Source organism: Agromyces sp. MMS24-JH15 (assembly GCF_043518605.1).
Lineage (GTDB): Bacteria > Actinomycetota > Actinomycetes > Actinomycetales > Microbacteriaceae > Agromyces.
Window position 1 is genome coordinate 217,864 of sequence record NZ_CP171358.1, and the last position, 16,253, is coordinate 234,116.

16 protein-coding genes are annotated in these 16,253 nt (G+C 71.6%); 5 read left to right on the top strand and 11 right to left on the bottom strand.

Features of this window, described 5'->3' with window-relative positions; genetic code table 11:
- Window positions 1–5: 5 nt before the first annotated feature.
- Together ACDF64_RS01005 and guaB are read right to left on the bottom strand one after the other, a co-directional pair.
- The gene (locus ACDF64_RS01005; RefSeq protein ID WP_394552932.1) at window positions 6–635 is read right to left on the bottom strand and encodes an ECF transporter S component; all 630 of its coding nucleotides are present in this window, start codon (window positions 633–635) and stop codon (window positions 6–8) included.
- Between the two features lie 242 nt (window positions 636–877).
- Window positions 878–2,380 carry an IMP dehydrogenase gene (guaB, locus tag ACDF64_RS01010; RefSeq protein WP_394552933.1) on the bottom strand — a complete coding sequence of 501 codons (1,503 nt, stop codon included), beginning with the start codon at window positions 2,378–2,380 and terminating at the stop codon, window positions 878–880.
- Between the two features lie 296 nt (window positions 2,381–2,676).
- Between guaB and ACDF64_RS01015 the strand changes: the two genes are divergently transcribed.
- The 4 genes from ACDF64_RS01015 (at window position 2,677) to ACDF64_RS01030 (ending at window position 6,760) form a co-directional block, all read left to right on the top strand.
- On the top strand, window positions 2,677–4,005 hold the full coding sequence (locus ACDF64_RS01015; protein WP_394552934.1) for a branched-chain amino acid ABC transporter permease: 1,329 nt from the start codon (window positions 2,677–2,679) through the stop codon (window positions 4,003–4,005).
- Between the two features lie 4 nt (window positions 4,006–4,009).
- Window positions 4,010–4,990, top strand: a complete 981-nt coding sequence (locus ACDF64_RS01020; protein ID WP_394552935.1) for a branched-chain amino acid ABC transporter permease — start codon at window positions 4,010–4,012, stop codon at window positions 4,988–4,990.
- A 100-nt stretch (window positions 4,991–5,090) separates the two neighbouring features.
- Window positions 5,091–6,026: an ABC transporter ATP-binding protein gene (locus ACDF64_RS01025; RefSeq protein ID WP_394555027.1), complete on the top strand. Its 936-nt coding sequence runs from the start codon at window positions 5,091–5,093 to the stop codon at window positions 6,024–6,026.
- On the top strand, window positions 6,023–6,760 hold the full coding sequence (locus ACDF64_RS01030) for an ABC transporter ATP-binding protein (protein ID WP_394552936.1): 738 nt from the start codon (window positions 6,023–6,025) through the stop codon (window positions 6,758–6,760). Before ACDF64_RS01025 ends, ACDF64_RS01030 begins: the two co-directional genes overlap by 4 nt.
- Window positions 6,761–7,357: 597 nt before the next feature.
- On the opposite strand, the gene ACDF64_RS01035 is transcribed toward ACDF64_RS01030, so the two are convergent.
- The 3 genes from ACDF64_RS01035 to groES all read right to left on the bottom strand — a co-directional run bounded on the left by ACDF64_RS01035 (window position 7,358) and on the right by groES (window position 10,386).
- On the bottom strand, window positions 7,358–8,641 hold the full coding sequence (locus ACDF64_RS01035; protein WP_394552937.1) for an ABC transporter substrate-binding protein: 1,284 nt from the start codon (window positions 8,639–8,641) through the stop codon (window positions 7,358–7,360).
- 241 nt (window positions 8,642–8,882) lie between these two features.
- Window positions 8,883–9,869 carry an EamA family transporter RarD gene (gene rarD / locus ACDF64_RS01040; protein WP_394552938.1) on the bottom strand — a complete coding sequence of 329 codons (987 nt, stop codon included), beginning with the start codon at window positions 9,867–9,869 and terminating at the stop codon, window positions 8,883–8,885.
- Window positions 9,870–10,089: 220 nt separating this feature from the next.
- A complete protein-coding gene (gene groES, locus ACDF64_RS01045; protein WP_122937932.1) occupies window positions 10,090–10,386 on the bottom strand; it encodes a co-chaperone GroES in 297 nt (98 codons plus the stop codon).
- 159 nt (window positions 10,387–10,545) lie between these two features.
- On the opposite strand from groES, the gene ACDF64_RS01050 reads away from it, so the two are divergent.
- Entirely contained in the window at window positions 10,546–11,733 is a 1,188-nt protein-coding gene (locus ACDF64_RS01050; protein ID WP_394552939.1) for an SAM-dependent methyltransferase, read from the top strand.
- Window positions 11,734–11,891: 158 nt separating this feature from the next.
- Here ACDF64_RS01050 and ACDF64_RS01055 read toward each other — a convergent pair whose 3' ends face one another.
- The 6 genes from ACDF64_RS01055 to tsaE form a co-directional block, all read right to left on the bottom strand.
- Window positions 11,892–12,698 carry a hypothetical protein gene (locus tag ACDF64_RS01055; protein WP_394552940.1) on the bottom strand — a complete coding sequence of 269 codons (807 nt, stop codon included), beginning with the start codon at window positions 12,696–12,698 and terminating at the stop codon, window positions 11,892–11,894.
- Between the two features lie 26 nt (window positions 12,699–12,724).
- Window positions 12,725–13,237, bottom strand: coding sequence for a DUF4190 domain-containing protein (locus tag ACDF64_RS01060; protein ID WP_394552941.1), 513 nt, complete (start codon window positions 13,235–13,237; stop codon window positions 12,725–12,727).
- 190 nt (window positions 13,238–13,427) lie between these two features.
- The gene (gene tsaD, locus ACDF64_RS01065; protein ID WP_394552942.1) at window positions 13,428–14,480 is read right to left on the bottom strand and encodes a tRNA (adenosine(37)-N6)-threonylcarbamoyltransferase complex transferase subunit TsaD; all 1,053 of its coding nucleotides are present in this window, start codon (window positions 14,478–14,480) and stop codon (window positions 13,428–13,430) included.
- Entirely contained in the window at window positions 14,477–15,031 is a 555-nt protein-coding gene (rimI, locus tag ACDF64_RS01070) for a ribosomal protein S18-alanine N-acetyltransferase (protein ID WP_394552943.1), read from the bottom strand. The genes tsaD and rimI overlap by 4 nt, the downstream gene beginning before the upstream one ends.
- Entirely contained in the window at window positions 15,028–15,648 is a 621-nt protein-coding gene (tsaB, locus tag ACDF64_RS01075; protein ID WP_394552944.1) for a tRNA (adenosine(37)-N6)-threonylcarbamoyltransferase complex dimerization subunit type 1 TsaB, read from the bottom strand. Before tsaB ends, rimI begins: the two co-directional genes overlap by 4 nt.
- A 9-nt stretch (window positions 15,649–15,657) precedes the next feature.
- Window positions 15,658–16,230, bottom strand: coding sequence for a tRNA (adenosine(37)-N6)-threonylcarbamoyltransferase complex ATPase subunit type 1 TsaE (tsaE, locus tag ACDF64_RS01080; protein WP_394555029.1), 573 nt, complete (start codon window positions 16,228–16,230; stop codon window positions 15,658–15,660).
- Between the last annotated feature and the right edge of the window lie 23 nt (window positions 16,231–16,253).

The following is a 16,253-nucleotide window of genomic DNA, read 5'->3' on the forward strand; positions in this document are numbered from 1 at the left end:
GGCGGCTACTCCCCGACCGGCGTCCGGTGCACGGATGCCGCGGCCTTCGCCGCACGCCGCTGCTCGAGCCGCTTCCGGGTGGTCGTGCCCACGCCGCGCGCGGCGAGCGCATCCGCGATCCCGACGCCCAGCCACGCGCCGAGCGCACCGCTCACGGTCGGGACCAGGATCGTCGCGGCGACCACGCCCGGCACCATCGACCCCGAATCCAGCGCGAGCGCGACGGACGCGCCCCAGATCGCTCCGTTGAACGCACCGCCGACGAGGAACAGCCACGTCCGGCGGATCCGGTACAGCGTGACCGCGAACACGAGCTCGAAGAAGACCGCGTACCAGAGGTTGACGATGATCGCGCGGAACCCGTCGGGCTGGAACGGGCCCATCACGATGCCCGCGAACAGCGCCACCAGCAGGGTCGTGCCGGGCAGCGGAAGCAGTCGGAGCGCGAGCGCGAACGGCAGCACCCAGAACCCGAGCGTCACTCCGTTCAGCCACGGCACCGCCGCGGACGCGTAGCCGATCCAGTTGCCCGCGATGAGCAGGATCGCCGTGGCCGCGGCGATCGCGGCGGCGGTGAGCAGGTACGACGTCGAATACGGCGAGGGCCGGCGGGGAGTGGGTGCGGGAGCGGTCACTGAGACAGTCTGCCGGAAGGGCGGGCGGGGTGTGGGCGTTGCCGGGGCTGCCGCGGCGCGCTTCGCGGCGCTGGACGTGGTGCGCGAGTCAGGGGTTTGCTGGGGCGCGCTTCGCGGGCAGCGGTTTGGCGCGCGTCCCGGGGTCTGCTGCGGCACGCTTCGCGGCGCTGGCGCGCCGCGAGCCCTTCTGCTCCGCCTTTCTGACGGAAGCGTGTCGCCGCTCCGCGGCGCCACGCTGACCGTCAGCGCGTGTAGTTCGGGGCCTCGACGACGAACTGCACGTCGTGCGGGTGCGACTCCTTGAGGCCCGCGGGCGTGATCCGCACGAAGCGGCCCTTCGCCTTCAGCTCCTCGATCGTGCGCGCACCGACGTAGAACATCGACTGGCGCAGGCCGCCGACGAGCTGGTATGCGACCGCGCCGACCGGGCCGCGGTACGGCACCTGGCCCTCGATCCCCTCGGGGATCAGCTTCTCGTCGCTCGGGACATCCGCCTGGAAGTAGCGGTCGCGCGAGTACGAGGTCTTCTTGCCGCGGGTCTGCAGCGCGCCCAGCGAGCCCATGCCGCGGTACGCCTTGAACTGCTTGCCGTTCTGGTACACGAGGTCGCCGGGGCTCTCGTCGGTGCCGGCGAGCAGCGACCCCAGCATGACGGAGTCGGCGCCGGCGACGAGCGCCTTCGCGATGTCGCCCGAGTACTGCAGGCCGCCGTCGGCGATGAGCGGCACGCCCGCGGGGCGGGTGGCCTTGGATGCCTCGTACACGGCGGTCACCTGCGGCACGCCCACGCCCGCGACCACGCGCGTGGTGCAGATCGAGCCCGGACCGACGCCGACCTTGACCGCGTCCGCACCGGCCTCGACGAGCGCCTTCGCGCCCTCGTAGGTCGCGACGTTGCCGCCGATGACGTCGATGTGGGCGAAGCTCGGGTCGGCCTTCAGCCGCCGGATGACGTCGAGCACGCCGGCGGACTCGCCGTTCGCGGTGTCGACCACGAGCACGTCGACGCCCGCGTCGCGCAGCGCCTCGGCGCGCTCCCACGCGTCGCCGAAGAAGCCCATCGCGGCGCCCACGCGCAGGCGCCCCTCCGAGTCCTTCGTCGCGTTCGGGTACTGCTCGCTCTTGTCGAAGTCCTTCACGGTGATGAGGCCCGTGAGGCGGCCCGCGTCGTCGACGAGCGGGAGCTTCTCGATCTTGTGCTCCGCGAAGATCGCCAGCGCCTCGTCGGGGTTCATGCCGACGTGGCCCGTGATCAGCGGCGTCCGCGTCATGACGTCCGCGACCTTCGTGGTCGGCTTCTCGAAGTCCGAGACGAACCGCATGTCGCGGTTCGTGATGATGCCGACGAGCACGCCGTCCTCGTCGATGACCGGGAGGCCGCTCACGCGGTAGGTACCGCACAGACGGTCGACGTCGGCGACCGAGGCATCCGGCGTCGTCGTGACCGGGTTGGTGACCATGCCCGACTCGCTCCGCTTCACGCGGTCGACCATGTCGGCCTGCTCGGCGATCGACAGGTTGCGGTGGAGGATGCCGATGCCGCCCTGTCGGGCCATCGCGATCGCCATCCGGACCTCGGTGACCGTGTCCATCGCCGCCGACAGCAGCGGCGTGGCGACGCTGATCCGCCGAGTCAGGCGCGACGTCGTGTCGGCCTCGCTCGGGATCACGTCGGTGTGCCCGGGCAGGAGCAGCACATCGTCGTAGGTGAGTCCCGTGAAACCGAACGGGTCGTACTGGTCCATGCGCGCGCCTCCGCATCAACGACGGTGCCGGCCCCGCGTGGTCGGCATCGGGAAGAAGTCACCGCGCACGGGGCTCGTGCCGCCTCCACGGTGTCATTCGATTCTAAGCCGCGTGCGGCTGGGAGTATTCCGCGATCGCCCCGCTCCGGCCGCAGGATTCTCACGATTTCACTCCGATACGCGCAGGATGCACCGGAAAACGGCGAGTGAAACCCGCTCGACACATTACGCTCTTAGGGTCTCCCTCACAGTCGACGAGACCCACGTCGAGCTGTGGTGTCCCAACTGGAGGTTCCGTGAGATCCCCTTCCCCTGTCATCGCGTCCCCACCGGGACGCATTCCACGCCTCTTCGGCCTGCTCCTGGCGACCCTCGCCGCGGTGCTGGTCCTCCTGGTCGCAGCGCCCACCGGCGCGCACGCGGCCGAAGGCGACCCCTACCGCATCAGCGGGAACGTCCAACTGGACGGCGAGCCGCTCGAGGGGGTGGAACTCACGATCGACGGCCCCGGCGGCAAGCAGAAGGTCACGACCGACGAGAACGGGCAGTGGAAGGTCAGCGTCCCCGAGAAGAACGCGGACTACACGGTCACCCTCGACGAGGACACCCTCCCCGAGGGCATCGCCGTCGTCGACCCCGAGGACGACAGCCCGAACGAGAAGGACGTCACGGTCGGCGCCGGAGGGCGCGTGTCCGTGAACTTCTTCATCGGCGAGGGCGAGCGCAACGTCACCAGCTTCTGGGACCAGTTGATCCAGCGCACGTTCCAGGGGATCAACTTCGGCCTGATGCTCGGCCTCGCCGCCGTCGGCCTGTCCCTGGTCTTCGGCACGACCGGCATCTCCAACTTCGCCCACGGCGAGATGGTGACCTTCGGCGCCGTGGCGACCTCGTTCCTGGTCGGCGCGAGCACGCTCGCCCTCCCGCTCTGGATCGGCATCCCGCTCGCCGTCGTGCTGAGCGCGGTGCTCGGCCTCGTGCTCGACGTGGTCATCTGGCGGCCGCTCCGGCGCCGACGCGTCGGCACCGTGCAGCTGATGATCGTCAGCATCGGCCTGTCGCTCGCGATGCGGTACACGTTCCAGTTCTTCATCGGCGGCGGCACCACGCAGCTGCCGTACGCAGCGGCACCGAAGATGTCGTTCGGCCCGATCCAGATGAGCTGGATCGACATCGCGTCGTTCCTCATCTCGATCTTCGTCATCGTCGCCTTCGCGCTCTGGCTGACCCGATCCCACCTCGGCAAGGCGACCCGAGCGATCTCGGACAACCCGTCGCTCGCGGCGGCATCCGGCATCGACGTCGACCAGGTCGTCCGCGTCGTCTGGGTGCTCGCCGGCGCACTCGCCGGCCTCGCCGGCATCCTGTACGCCTACTACCTGCCCGGCCTCAAGTGGGACATGGGCGCACAGGTGCTGCTGCTCATGTTCGCCGCGGTCACGCTCGGCGGCCTCGGCACCGCGTTCGGCGCGCTGATCGGCTCGCTCATCGTGGGCGTGCTCGTCGAGGTGTCGGGCCTGTGGATCCCGGAGGACCTGAAGTACGCGGGCGCGCTCGTCGTACTGATCGTCATCCTGCTGTTCCGGCCGCAGGGCATCCTCGGCCGTCGAGAGAGAATCGGGTAAGGCAATGGACTGGCTGCAGATCCTCTCCAACACCGCGTCGTCCATCCTCAGCCCCGCGACGATCGGGTACGCGCTGGCGGCGCTCGGCCTCGCGGTGCACTTCGGCTACGCGGGCCTGCTCAACATGGGCATCGCGGGCTTCATGGCCATCGGCGCGTACGGGTACGCCATCTCGGTGCTCACGTTCGGGCTCCCCTGGTGGCTCGGCTCGCTCATCGGCCTCGCGGCCGCGGCGGTGTTCGCCCTCATCCTCGGTGTTCCGACGCTGCGCCTGCGCGGCGACTACCTCGCCATCGTCACGATCGCGGCGGCCGAGGTCGTCCGGCTCCTGTTCCTCACGACCGCGTTCGACGAGGTCACCGGTTCCGCCGACGGCCTGAGCGGCTACCACGGCAGCTTCCGCGCGGCGAACCCGATCCCCGACGGGACCTACGGCTTCGGCCCGTGGCAGTACAACGCGAACGACTGGTGGGTCCGCATCATCGGCCTCGTGACGCTCGGCATCGCGGTGCTCGTCGTCTGGATGGTCATGCGCAGCCCCTGGGGTCGCGTGCTCAAGGGCATCCGCGAGGACGAGGACGCGGTGCGCGCGCTCGGCAAGAACGCCTTCGCGTACAAGATGCAGGCGCTCGTCCTCGGTGGCGTGCTCGCCGCCGCCGGCGGCATCGTCTACGCGCTGCCGTCGGCGGTCAGCCCGGGTGTGTACGTGACCTCGCTCACGTTCTTCATCTGGACGGCCCTGCTGCTCGGCGGCGCGGCGACGGTGTTCGGGCCGCTGCTCGGCTCGCTCATCTTCTGGGTGCTGCAGACGTTCCTCAGCAACCTGCTCCCGTCCCTCGTCCAGGCCGGCCTGCTGCCGTTCATGACGCAGATCCAGGCATCCGTGCTGCGCTTCATCCTCGTTGGTCTCGGGCTCATGGTGCTCGTGATCTTCATGCCGCAGGGCATCCTCGGCAACAAGAAGGAGCTGACCTTTGTCAAGTGAGATCCCGGCTCCGGGCGAGCCGAACCCCGAGGCGGTCCAGCCGCCGACCGACGCGGTCGCGCCTCCCACGGCACCCGTCGCACGTCCCAAGTCGACCGGCCTGCATGTCGGCGACGCAGGCCCAGGCGTCAAGAAGGTCGACCCGATCATCGTGGCCGACGGCGTGCGCCGGACCTTCGGCGGCCTCACCGCCGTCGACGTCGAGCACCTCGAGATCCCGCGCGGCGCGATCACGGCGCTGATCGGTCCGAACGGTGCCGGCAAGACCACGCTGTTCAACCTGCTCACGGGCTTCGACAAGCCGAACGAGGGCGCTTGGACCTTCGACGGAACCTCCCTGTCGGGCGTGCCGGCGTTCAAGGTGGCCCGGATGGGCCAGGTGCGCACCTTCCAGCTCACCAAGGCGCTCGGCCTGCTCACCGTCATGGAGAACATGAAGCTGGGCGCCACCGGCCAGCGCGGAGAACGGTTCTGGTCGAGCCTCGTGCCCGCCGCGTGGCGCTCGCAGGAGTCCGAGATCGAGCAGCGCGCGATGAAACTGCTCGTGAAGTTCAAGCTCGACGCGAAGGCGAACGACTTCGCGGCGAGCCTGTCGGGCGGCCAGCGGAAGCTCCTCGAGATGGCCCGCGCCCTCATGACCGCGCCGAAGCTCGTCATGCTCGACGAGCCGATGGCCGGCGTGAACCCCGCGCTCACGCAGTCGCTGCTCGACCACATCCTCGATCTCAAGGACGAGGGCATGACCGTGCTCTTCGTCGAGCACGACATGCACATGGTCCGGCACATCGCCGACTGGGTCGTCGTCATGGCCGAGGGCCGCGTGGTCGCGGAGGGCGACCCGCACTCGGTCATGCAGGACCCCGCGGTGATCGACGCCTACCTCGGCGCCCACCAGGAGATCGACCTCGGCGTGGTCACCGGCCGGTACGTGCCGGAGGGTGCCGAGGCCGAGGCCGCCGCGGCGCCCGCGGTCTCCGCCGACGAGATCCTCGCGGAGGCCCTCGCCGAACTCGAGCAGCAGGAGGAGGAGAAGTGACCTCGACCGCAACCGCGACCCCCGTCGTCGTCATCGACGAGGTGCACGCCGGCTACCTGCCGGGCGTGAACATCCTGAACGGATGCTCGCTGACCGCCAACCAGGGCGAGCTGATCGGCATCATCGGCCCGAACGGCGCCGGGAAGTCGACGCTCCTGAAGGCGATCTTCGGGCAGGTGAACGTCCGCAGCGGCACGATCTCGCTCGAGGGCGAGGACATCACGGGCCTCAAGGCGAACAAGCTCGTGGGCCGCGGTGTGGGCTTCATCCCGCAGACGAACAACGTGTTCCCCTCGCTCACCATCGAGGAGAACCTGCAGATGGGCCTCTACCAGCGTCCGAAGGCATACGACGAACGACTCGAGTTCGTGACCGGCATCTTCTCGGAGCTGGGCAAGCGCCTGAAGCAGCGCGCCGGATCGCTCTCGGGCGGCGAGCGCCAGATGGTCGCCATGGGCCGCGCGCTCATGATGGACCCGAAGGTGCTCCTGCTCGACGAGCCGAGCGCGGGCCTCAGCCCCGTCCGCCAGGACGAGGCGTTCATCCGGGTCTCGGAGATCAACAAGGCCGGGGTGACCTGCATCATGGTCGAGCAGAACGCTCGCCGTTGCCTGCAGATCTGCGACCGCGGCTACGTGCTCGACCAGGGCCGCGACGCCTACACGGGCAGCGGCCGCGACCTGCTCAACGACCCGAAGGTCACCGAGCTCTACCTGGGCACGCTCGGCACCTGACGGCTGCCTGCACCGCCTGAGGGGCGGGACCCGCATCGCGGGGCCCGCCCCTTTCGTGTGTGGGGAGGCGCGCCGCGGGTCATGCGGCCGGGTCGTGCGGCCGGTCGTGCGGCCGCCACCTCGCCCGCCGATGTCGCGCATCCCGTCGTCACGCCGCGGCCGACGGGTCGATCCGAGCGACCTCGCTGACCCGTGTCGCGCATCCCGACTTCGTCCGCCCCCCTCGCGTCGATTCGAGCAACCGCACCGACCGGCGTCGCACATCCCGACGTCACCGTGCTCCGAACATCCACCCCACCCCGGACCGCGCCGTGGACCGGGGTTCGCGCGACCTCACGCACCCATGCCGCGCATTCCGACGCCGCATCGCCGCCCGAACGTCGACTTACGCGACCCCGCCCGTCGATGTCGCGCATTCCGATGTCGAGTCGCGGCCCGAACAGCGATTCGCGCGACCTCGCGGAACCCCGTCGGCACGGCCGCACCCCGTCGCGCACGGCCGCACGGCGCCCCACACGGCCGCACAGCGCCCCGCACGCACGAAGGAGGGGCCCCGGCTTGCGCCGGAGCCCCTCCGTGTTCAGGAGATCCGCTGGATCAGCCCTCGTACGCCGAGTAGGTGTTGTCCTCGCCGTACTGGTAGATGCCGATCGAGGCCTCGGTCGGGTCGCCCACCTCGTCGAAGGTGATCGGGCCCGAGATGCCGTCGTAGTCGGCCACGCCGCCGCCGACGATGATGGCCGCGCACTCCGCGAAGGAGGTGCACTTCTCACCGTCACCGGAGCCGCCGGAGACCTCGATGAGCTTCGACGCGATCTCGGTGCCCTCGGTCGAGCCGGAGGCGAGCGCCGCGAGTGCGATGAGGATCGTGGCGTCGTACGACTCGGCCGCGTAGCTGTAGTCCTCGAGCGGCTCGCCGCCGGTCTCCTCGAGGAACGCGTCGAGCTCACCCGTGAAGTCCGAGATCGAGTCGATCGACAGACCGGGCAGGGTGCCCTTGGCGCCGGTCAGCGAGCCGGCGGGGAAGCCGGAGTCCGCGAAGTTCTTCAGGTTGCCGTCGACGAAGTACAGCTTGTCGGACGGGAACTGGCCGAAGAGGCTCGGGAGGATCGTCGTGACCTCGTCGAACGTGATCAGGGCGATCGCGTCGGGGTCGGCCGCGAGGACCTCGCTGATCTGCGAGTCGAACGTGGTGTCGCCGGTGTTGTACGTCGGGGCCGCGACGACCTCGCCGCCCGCGGCCTCGAAGGCCTCGGTGACGTACTTCGCCAGGCCGGTGCCGTACGAGTCGTTGAGGACGATCAGGCCGAGGGTCTGGTTGCCGTCCTCGGCGATCAGGTTGCCGAGCACCTCGCCCTGCAGCACGTCCGACGGAGCGGTGCGGAAGTAGAGGCCGTTGTCGTCGTACGTGGTGAACGCGTCCGACGTGTTGGCCGGCGAGAACTGGATGACGCCGGCGCCGGTGACCTGGTCGATGAACTGCAGCGACGTGCCCGAGGACGCGGCGCCGATGATGGCCGAGACATCCTCGCTGAGGAGGCGCGGGATCTCGGTCTCGTACGCCTTGTTGTCGGTGTTGCCCGAGTCGCCGTAGACGACGTCGAGGGAGAGGCCGGTGTCGGCGGTCGCCTCGTTGATCTGGCTGACCGCGTACGCGACGCCGGCCTCCTCGGGCGGGCCGAGGAACGCGAGGTTGCCGGTCTGCGGCAGCGCGGTGCCGATCTTCAGCGCGATGTCCTCGACGGGACCGGCTGCGGTGGTCTCTTCGGGCTCGCTGCTTGCACACGCGGAGAGGAGGAGGGCGCTCGCCGCCGTGAGGGCGAGACCGGTCATCACCACACCGCGCGAGCGGGCAGGCCGGGACGTGCCGAAAACGCTCATGTTGCTCCTTGGGACTGAAGGATGGTTCAAGTAGCCCGCCGACGGCAGGCCATGGGATCGACAGTAAATGGGCGGCGGAGGGGAAACAACCGATCCCGGTCACAACCCGATAACACCGCCTGAACCGTTACATATCCGACACATCCCACCGCCCGACGCGGGATCGGCGGCGCCGAGACGAACCTCGACGCAAGAAATCGTCACCTCCGACCGCCCCCGAGCGGGGGCCATCGGCGCCCGCTCAGGCTGGTTCGACGACCGTCCGCCGCGCGGCGCGCGCCCCGCGCACGAGGTCGACGGTGAGGACCACGAGCGCGACCCACACGAGGCCGAATCCGACCCAGCGCTCCGGCGGCATGGGCTCCTGGAGGATGACCACGCCGACGAGGAACTGGATGAAGGGCGCGAAGTACTGGATGAACCCCATGTGGGTGAGCGCCAGCCGACGGGACGCCGCCGCGAACAGCAGCAGCGGGATCGCGGTGATCGCGCCCGCCGAGCACAGGAGGACCGTGTGCCACGGGCTCACGGTGCCCATCGTGAGCCCGGTGGTCGCCGCGACCGCGACGAGCTGCACGACCGCGACCGGCGCGAGCCACACCGTCTCGAGCGTGAGTCCGGACACCGCGTCCACGCGCGGCCCCACGCGCTTCTTGATGAGGCCGTACAGCCCGAACGAGAACGCGAGCGCGAGCGCGATCCACGGGAGCTGCCCGTATCCGACCGCGAGCACGACCACCGCGACGAGCGAGATCCCGACCGCGGTCCACTGGGCGGCGCTCAGCCGTTCGCGCAGGACCAGCACGCCCAGGAAGACCGTCACGATCGGGTTGATGAAGTAGCCGAGGGATGCCTCGACGACCTGGTCGTTCAGGGTCGCGTAGACGTAGGTCTGCCAGTTGATGAAGATGAGCACGCCCGCGAGGCCCATGGTGAGCACGATGCGACGGTCGCGCACGAGCGCGAGCAGCGGCCGCCACGACCGCGTGACGGCGAGCAGCAGGGCGCAGAACACGAGCGACAGCAGGATGCGCCAGGCGACGACCTCGAACGGACCGGTCGGCGCGAGCGCGATGAAGTAGATGGGGAGGAACCCCCACAGCACGTACGCGGAGACCGCGAAGCCGAGGCCGGTCCGGCTCACGCCCGCCCCGGGGTCCGCGCGCGGCGCCGTCGTCGTCGGAGTCGCGGGCGCGGGCGCGGGCGCGGGCGCGGGATCAGCTGGCATCGATCCAGCCTACGCGCGGCCGCCGGCGCGATCCGGCACGGATCCCGCCGCCGTTCGACGGCTTCCTGCCGAACCCCGCTACGGGTGCACCCGCGTCGGGACATCCCTCGCCCAGCCCGCAAGCGCGCCGGCGAGCCGGGCGGAGCAGCCCCACCGGGACGACGGAGGCCCGGATGCCCCGCGAGGGGCATCCGGGCCTCCGGACGCGTGGATCGACCGACTAGCGGACGACGACCGCGAGCACGTCGCGAGCCGACAGCACGAGGAACTCCTCGCCGCCGAACTTCACCTCGGTGCCGCCGTACTTCGAGTAGATGACCTTGTCCCCGACGGCGACGTCGAGCGGGACGCGGTTGCCGTTGTCGTCGATGCGGCCGGGGCCCACTGCGACGACCTCGCCCTCCTGCGGCTTCTCCTTGGCGGTGTCGGGGATGACCAGGCCCGAGGCCGTGGTCTGCTCGGCCTCGACCTGCTTGATGACGATGCGATCCTCGAGCGGCTTGATGGAAACCGACACGGTTGACCCCTTTTCTAGATAGGTAGGTTGTCTTTCGAAGACTGGTTAGCAGCCTCAGAGAGAGAGTGCTAACACGAGTCTATGGAGCGATTGGCACTCATGCAACATGAGTGCCAACCATGACGGATGGCCCGCGCCGCCGACTGCTAGCGTGGCCGGGTGGACCGCGCCGAGCTCGTCGAACTGCTCTCCCCCGAGGGCCTTCGGCTCCTCGACTCGCTGCCCGCGTGGGACACCAAGGCCGACGTGCTGCGCACCGTCGAGGCGCTCCGGCGCGAGGGCCACTCGCCGGGCCTGGTCGCCGCGGCCCTCAGCCAGGCCAAGCTGCGCGCGAGGGCGCGAGCGAAGTTCGGCGAGTTCGCCGACCGCATGCTGTTCACGGAGCCGGGCCTCGAGCAGGCCACGCGGCTCCGCGTCGCCGCGCTGCACGCCGGCCGCTACGCACGCGCCGGCGTGACGCACGTCGCCGACCTCGGCTGCGGCATCGGCGGCGACGCGATGGCGCTCGCCGCGCTCGGCATCGAGGTCACGGCCGCCGAGGCCGATGAGGTGACCGCCGCCATCGCGAGCTTCAACCTCACCCCGTTCCCGCGCGCGCGCGTGCTGCACGCCCGCGCTGAGGACGTCGCGCTCGGCGGCATCGGCGGCGCCTGGCTCGACCCCGCGCGGCGGACGACCTCGGGCGGGCGCACCCGCCGGCTCGCCGACGCGGCCGAGTACTCGCCCCCGCTCGACTTCGCGTTCGGGCTGGCCGATCGGATGCCCGTCGGCGTGAAGCTCGGCCCGGGTACCGACCGCGACGTGATCCCGGCCGGCGCCGAGGCGCAGTGGGTCTCGGTCGACGGCGACGTCGTCGAGCTCGCGGTGTGGACCGGGTCCCTCGCGCGTCCCGGCATCGGTCGCGCCGCGCTCGTGATCCGCGGCGACGAGGCCGCCGAGCTCGTCGCGGCCGCCGACAGCGAGGATGCCCCGACCGGCCCGCTGGGCGACTGGCTCTACGAGCCGGACGGCGCGGTGATCCGGGCCCGGCTCATCGGGGACCTCGCGCGTGCGAACGGCGGCTGGATGCTCAGCGACGGCATCGCCTACGTCACCGCCGACCGACGGTTCGACACCCCGTTCGCGCACCGCTTCCGCGTGCTGGACCGCCTGCCGACCGATGAGCGGCGACTTCGGCAGGCGCTCGCCGAGCGCGGCGTCGGAGTCCTCGAGATCAAGAAGCGCGGCATCGACGTGGACCCGGCTGCGCTGCGGACCCGATTGAAGCTCCGCGGCGACGCGTCGGCGACGATCGTCCTCACGCGCGAGGAGGGCCGTCACGTCACGCTGCTCGTCGAGCGGGCGTGAGCCGACGGGCGTGAGCCGAGCGGCGTGAGCCGACGGGCGTGAGCCGAGCGGGCCGGCTCGCATTCCGGTCGAGGGCGCGGGCACGCGCTCGGCGCGGCCGCTGATCGCGGTCGGTCGGGCGGTCGATCAGGAGGGCGGCCGATCAGGAGGGCGGCCGATCAGGAGGGCAGCGCCTCGAAGACGATCGCGTAGTAGCCGATCCAGACCGCCGAGAACACGATGCCGGTCACACCGGTGCCGATCGCGACGAAGGCGAGCGTGCGTCCGTCCTGTTCGCGACGCAATCCGAGCACCCCGAACACGATGGCGGCGATCGAGAGCGGCACCATCCAGCCCACGAACAGCGCGCAGGCGGCGCCGAGCACGCCTACGACCGCGCCGATCCAGCTGTACACGCGTCGCTGGGTCTCGACCTCGACCTCGTCGGCGACCGAGTCGGGCGCGGTCGCGGGTCGGTGCACGATGAGCAGCTGACCGGTCGGCAACGAGTGGAGCTGGCCGGTGTCGAGCGAGACGTCGGCCTCGAACACCGCCGAATCGATCTGGAGGGTCGGGCCCGCCGGCCGGTAAGGCGCGAGCAGGTCGTCGTCGGTCGCCTCGTCGAGCGCGGGCACCTCGTCGAGCGCGGATGCGTCGACCGGCGCGGATGCCTCGTCGAGCGGCGCTGCCTCGCCGGGCGCAGACGCGCCGGCGGCAACGTCGGGCGCTGCGAGCGTCGGTCGGAACCGGGCATCTGCGGGAGCGCTCGCGGGCGGCGCCCCGGGCGTGGACGGTTCGGGCGTGGACGGTTCAGGAGTGTGCGGTTCAGGAGTGTGCGGTTCGGGCGCAGGCGTGTCCGATGCCGGCTCCGGGGCCGACGGTTCCCCCGCCGACCGAGCGGTCGCAGCCGAGTGCCGCCCCGCGATCCGGTCGGACGAACGCTCAGGGGCCCCGCCCGTGGGCGGAGCCCCTTCACGATCGGTCATGCGCTGACTCTCGCCTCGAACGACGATCAGTACGTCGTGTAGCCGCCGTAGCTCGCGGCGAACGCGAACGCGATGATCCAGAAGACCACGAGGATGATGCCGACGACCAGGCCGATGTAGCCGAGCACGAGGCCCGCGATCGCGAGGCCGCGGCCGTTCTCACCGGTCTTCTTGATCTGGCTGAGCGCGATGTGGCCCGTGATGATCGCGACGAGCGAGATGAAGAACGCCGAGACGAGCGACACGATCGCCAGCACGTTGGTCTTCGGCCCGGCCGGGGCCGCGTAGGGCTGCTGCCCGTACGCCTGCTGCCCGTAGGCGGGCGGCGCCGGCGGCGCCGGCGGTGCGGCGTACTCGGGCGCTGCGTACGCGGGCGCAGCCGGAGCGGCGGGCGGCTCGTACGCCGGGGCGGCGGGTGCAGCCGGCGGCTCGTACGCCGGCGCGGCGGCAGGCTGCTCGGGGGCGGGCGGAGCCGGGGGCACCGGCGGAACCGGCGGGACGTCTCCGCCGGGCGTTGCGGGAGTGTTCTGGTCGGACACCTTCGGTTCTCCTCATGCGGGGACGGGAGCATCTGCGTCGCGGCTGAACGCGACGGTCGCCGACGGCGCGCGGCATCCCGTATTCGGTTCACCATACCGCTCGCGCAAGCCGCGCCGCGAGCACCCGTGCGCAGGTGTGGAAACCTGCCGAAACGCGCGGAAACGCGCCGCAGCGCACCGCGCGAGCGCGTCAGACCCGGATGTCGGTCACCGGCAGCGTCGAGTCCGCGCCGAAGTCGAGCCCGGACGGCGCGGCCCCCGCCATGATGAGCTTCGAGCCGAGCGCGGCGATCATCGCGCCGTTGTCGGTGCAGAGCGCGAACGGCGGGACGCGCAGCGCGATGCCCGCGGCATCCGCGCGCTCCTGGGCGACCTCCCGGAGCCTCGCGTTCGCGACCACGCCGCCGCCGAGCAGCAGCCGGGGCACGCCGAGGTCGGTGCACGCCGCGATGGCCTTGCCGACGAGCACGTCGACGACCGCCTCGCGGAAGCTCGCGGCGACGTCGGCGAGCTCGTACGGCTCGCCGGTCGCCTCGGCGCGCTCGACCCAGCGCGCGACCGCGGTCTTCAGGCCGGAGAAGCTGAAGTCGTACCGGTGGCGCTCGAGGTCCTTCGGCCGGGTGAGTCCGCGCGGGAAGCGGATCGCGGCGGGATCCCCGCCGATCGCGGCGCGGTCGATCTCGGGACCGCCGGGATACGGCAGCCCGAGCAGGCGCGCGACCTTGTCGAAGGCCTCCCCGGCCGCGTCGTCGATCGTCTCGCCGAGCAGCTCGACGTCGCTCACGAGGTCGCGCACGAGCAGCAGCGACGTGTGCCCGCCGGACACCAGCAGGGCGACGGTCGGCGTCTCCAGCGGCGCACGGTCGTCGAGCAGGTCGGCCCCGACGTGGCCCACGAGGTGGTTCACGCCGTACAGCGGCACGTCGAGCGCCAGCGCCAGCGCCTTCGCCGCGCCGACGCCGACCATGAGCGCGCCCGCGAGGCCGGGACCGCTCGTCACGGCCACGGCGTCGATGTCCTCGAGCGAGACGTCCGCCTGCACCAGGGCACCCCGGATCGCGGGGCCCAGCGCCTCCAGGTGCGCTCGCGCGGCCACCTCGGGCACGACGCCGCCGTAGCGGGCGTGCTCCTCCATCGACGACGCGATCGTGTTCGCGAGCAGGTCGGTGCCGCGCACGATGCCGACGCCGGTCTCGTCGCACGACGTCTCGATGCCGAGCACGAGTGGGGCTTCGAGGTTCATCCGAGGGGTCCTCCGTCCGTCACCGGCGTCGCGTCCGTCACCGGCGTCACGTCCGTCGCCGACGCCGTCGGCGCGGCCGGTCGGGTGACCGCGGGCGGGACATCCAGTCGCATCATCACGGCGTCCATGCCGTGCCGGTAGTAGCCGCGACGCAGGCCGAGCTCGACGAAGCCGAGCGAGGCGTACAGGCCGCGCGCGACCGGGTTGTCCGCGCGCACCTCGAGGAAGACCTCGTTCGCTCCGCGGCGCCGCGCCTCGTCGACGAGCGCGAGCATGAGCGCGCGGCCGAGGCCGCTCCCGCGGTGATCGGGGGCGACCGCGATGGTCTGGATGTCCCCCTGCCCGCTGCCCGCGGGCGCGAGGAGTCCGGCGTAGGCGAACACCGCGCCGGGGTCCGCGTCGTCGATCGCGACCAGGTAGTACCCGTGCTCCCCCTCGAGTTCGCGACGCATCGCGTCCTCGGTCCAGGCGTCGTCGGGGAACGTCTCCCGCTCGAGCCGCATGACCTGGTCGAGGTCGGCGGGACGCGCGCGACGCAGGAGCACGCTCATCGGAGCACCCGCTTGCCGGGCGACGGCGTCACGTCGGGCGCGCGCAGGTACAGCGGCTCGTCCTCGATCAGCGGGAGGCGCTTCGCCGCGAACGCGAGCTCCGCGACCATGCCGATGCCGGCAGCCGGGACGAGCGCGGCGTCCAGCCGGACGCCCGCGGCCGCGGGGACCGCGTCGTTCGGCACGAGCCGCGGGCCGCCGACGCGCACCGGGAGCCCGGCGTCGTCGAGCCCGTCGTAGTCGGAGACCGCGGACTCCCGGCGCCGGGCGTCGGTGACGACCTGGAGCGCACCCGCCCCGCCGTCGCGGTACCACGCCCACGCGACCGCGTCGTGCGAGACGACCGGGACCACCGGGCGGTCGATGCCGAGTGCGAACACGCGCGCGGCGGCGATGCCGACCCGGAGGCCGGTGAACGGGCCCGGCCCCATGCCGACCGCGACGCCCGACAGGCGCGACGGGCGCACGCCCGCGACGTCGAGCGCGTCCCGGATCAGCGAGCCGACGACCTCGGCGTGGCGCATCGGGTCGGCGCTGTGCGCCTCGGCGAGCACGCCGCCGTCATGGTCGACGACCGCGACGCTCGTGCCGGTCGACGTGTCGATCGCGAGCAGCATGCGTCCAGCCTAGGCGCTGGCGGCCCACTCGGTTCCGGCCCAGCGGGGCCCGACGCCGGCCACGGTGACGACGCGGGGCTCGTCGACGTCGAGGCCCGCGTCGTCGAGCGCGTCCTCGAACGCGTCGTCGCCCGCATCGTCGTGCGCGCCGTAGAGCGCGTCGTCGAGCGCGTCGTCGTGCGCACCGCCGGACGGGTCGTCCGCGACGCCGCGCGACGGCGCATCCGCGCCGCCCGAGCGCCGTTCGATGACGACCTCGAGCCGGCTGTCGGCGGCGTCCTCGATGAGGCCCGCGCCCCATTCGGCGACGACGACCGCGCGGTCGAAGTCGAGGTCGAGGTCGAAGAGCTCGGTCGCGGTGCCGAGCCGGTACGCGTCGACGTGCACGAGCGGCGCACCGCCGACGAGGCTCGGGTGCGTGCGCGCGAGCACGAACGTGGGCGACTGCACCGGGCCGCGGATCCCGAGTCCGTCGCCGATGCCCCGGGTGAGCGTGGTCTTGCCCGCCCCGAGCGGGCCGGTGAGCACGACCAGGTCGCCGGCGCGGAGCATCCGCCCCAGCTCGCGACCGAGCTCCTCCATCGCCTCGGTGTCCGCGACCTCGA

What these genes read in the sequence shown, in the direction of transcription:
- tsaD (WP_394552942.1), bottom strand. Translation starts at nt 14,480, where the DNA reads ATGAACCTCGAAGCCCCACTCGTGCTCGGCATCGAGACGTCGTGCGAC.
- ACDF64_RS01020 (WP_394552935.1), top strand. Translation starts at nt 4,010, where the DNA reads ATGGACTGGCTGCAGATCCTCTCCAACACCGCGTCGTCCATCCTCAGC.
- rimI (WP_394552943.1), bottom strand. Translation starts at nt 15,031, where the DNA reads ATGAGCGTGCTCCTGCGTCGCGCGCGTCCCGCCGACCTCGACCAGGTC.
- rarD (WP_394552938.1), bottom strand. Translation starts at nt 9,869, where the DNA reads ATGCCAGCTGATCCCGCGCCCGCGCCCGCGCCCGCGCCCGCGACTCCG.
- tsaB (WP_394552944.1), bottom strand. Translation starts at nt 15,648, where the DNA reads ATGCTGCTCGCGATCGACACGTCGACCGGCACGAGCGTCGCGGTCGTC.
- ACDF64_RS01055 (WP_394552940.1), bottom strand. Translation starts at nt 12,698, where the DNA reads ATGACCGATCGTGAAGGGGCTCCGCCCACGGGCGGGGCCCCTGAGCGT.
- tsaE (WP_394555029.1), bottom strand. Translation starts at nt 16,230, where the DNA reads ATGGAGGAGCTCGGTCGCGAGCTGGGGCGGATGCTCCGCGCCGGCGAC.
- ACDF64_RS01035 (WP_394552937.1), bottom strand. Translation starts at nt 8,641, where the DNA reads ATGAGCGTTTTCGGCACGTCCCGGCCTGCCCGCTCGCGCGGTGTGGTG.
- guaB (WP_394552933.1), bottom strand. Translation starts at nt 2,380, where the DNA reads ATGGACCAGTACGACCCGTTCGGTTTCACGGGACTCACCTACGACGAT.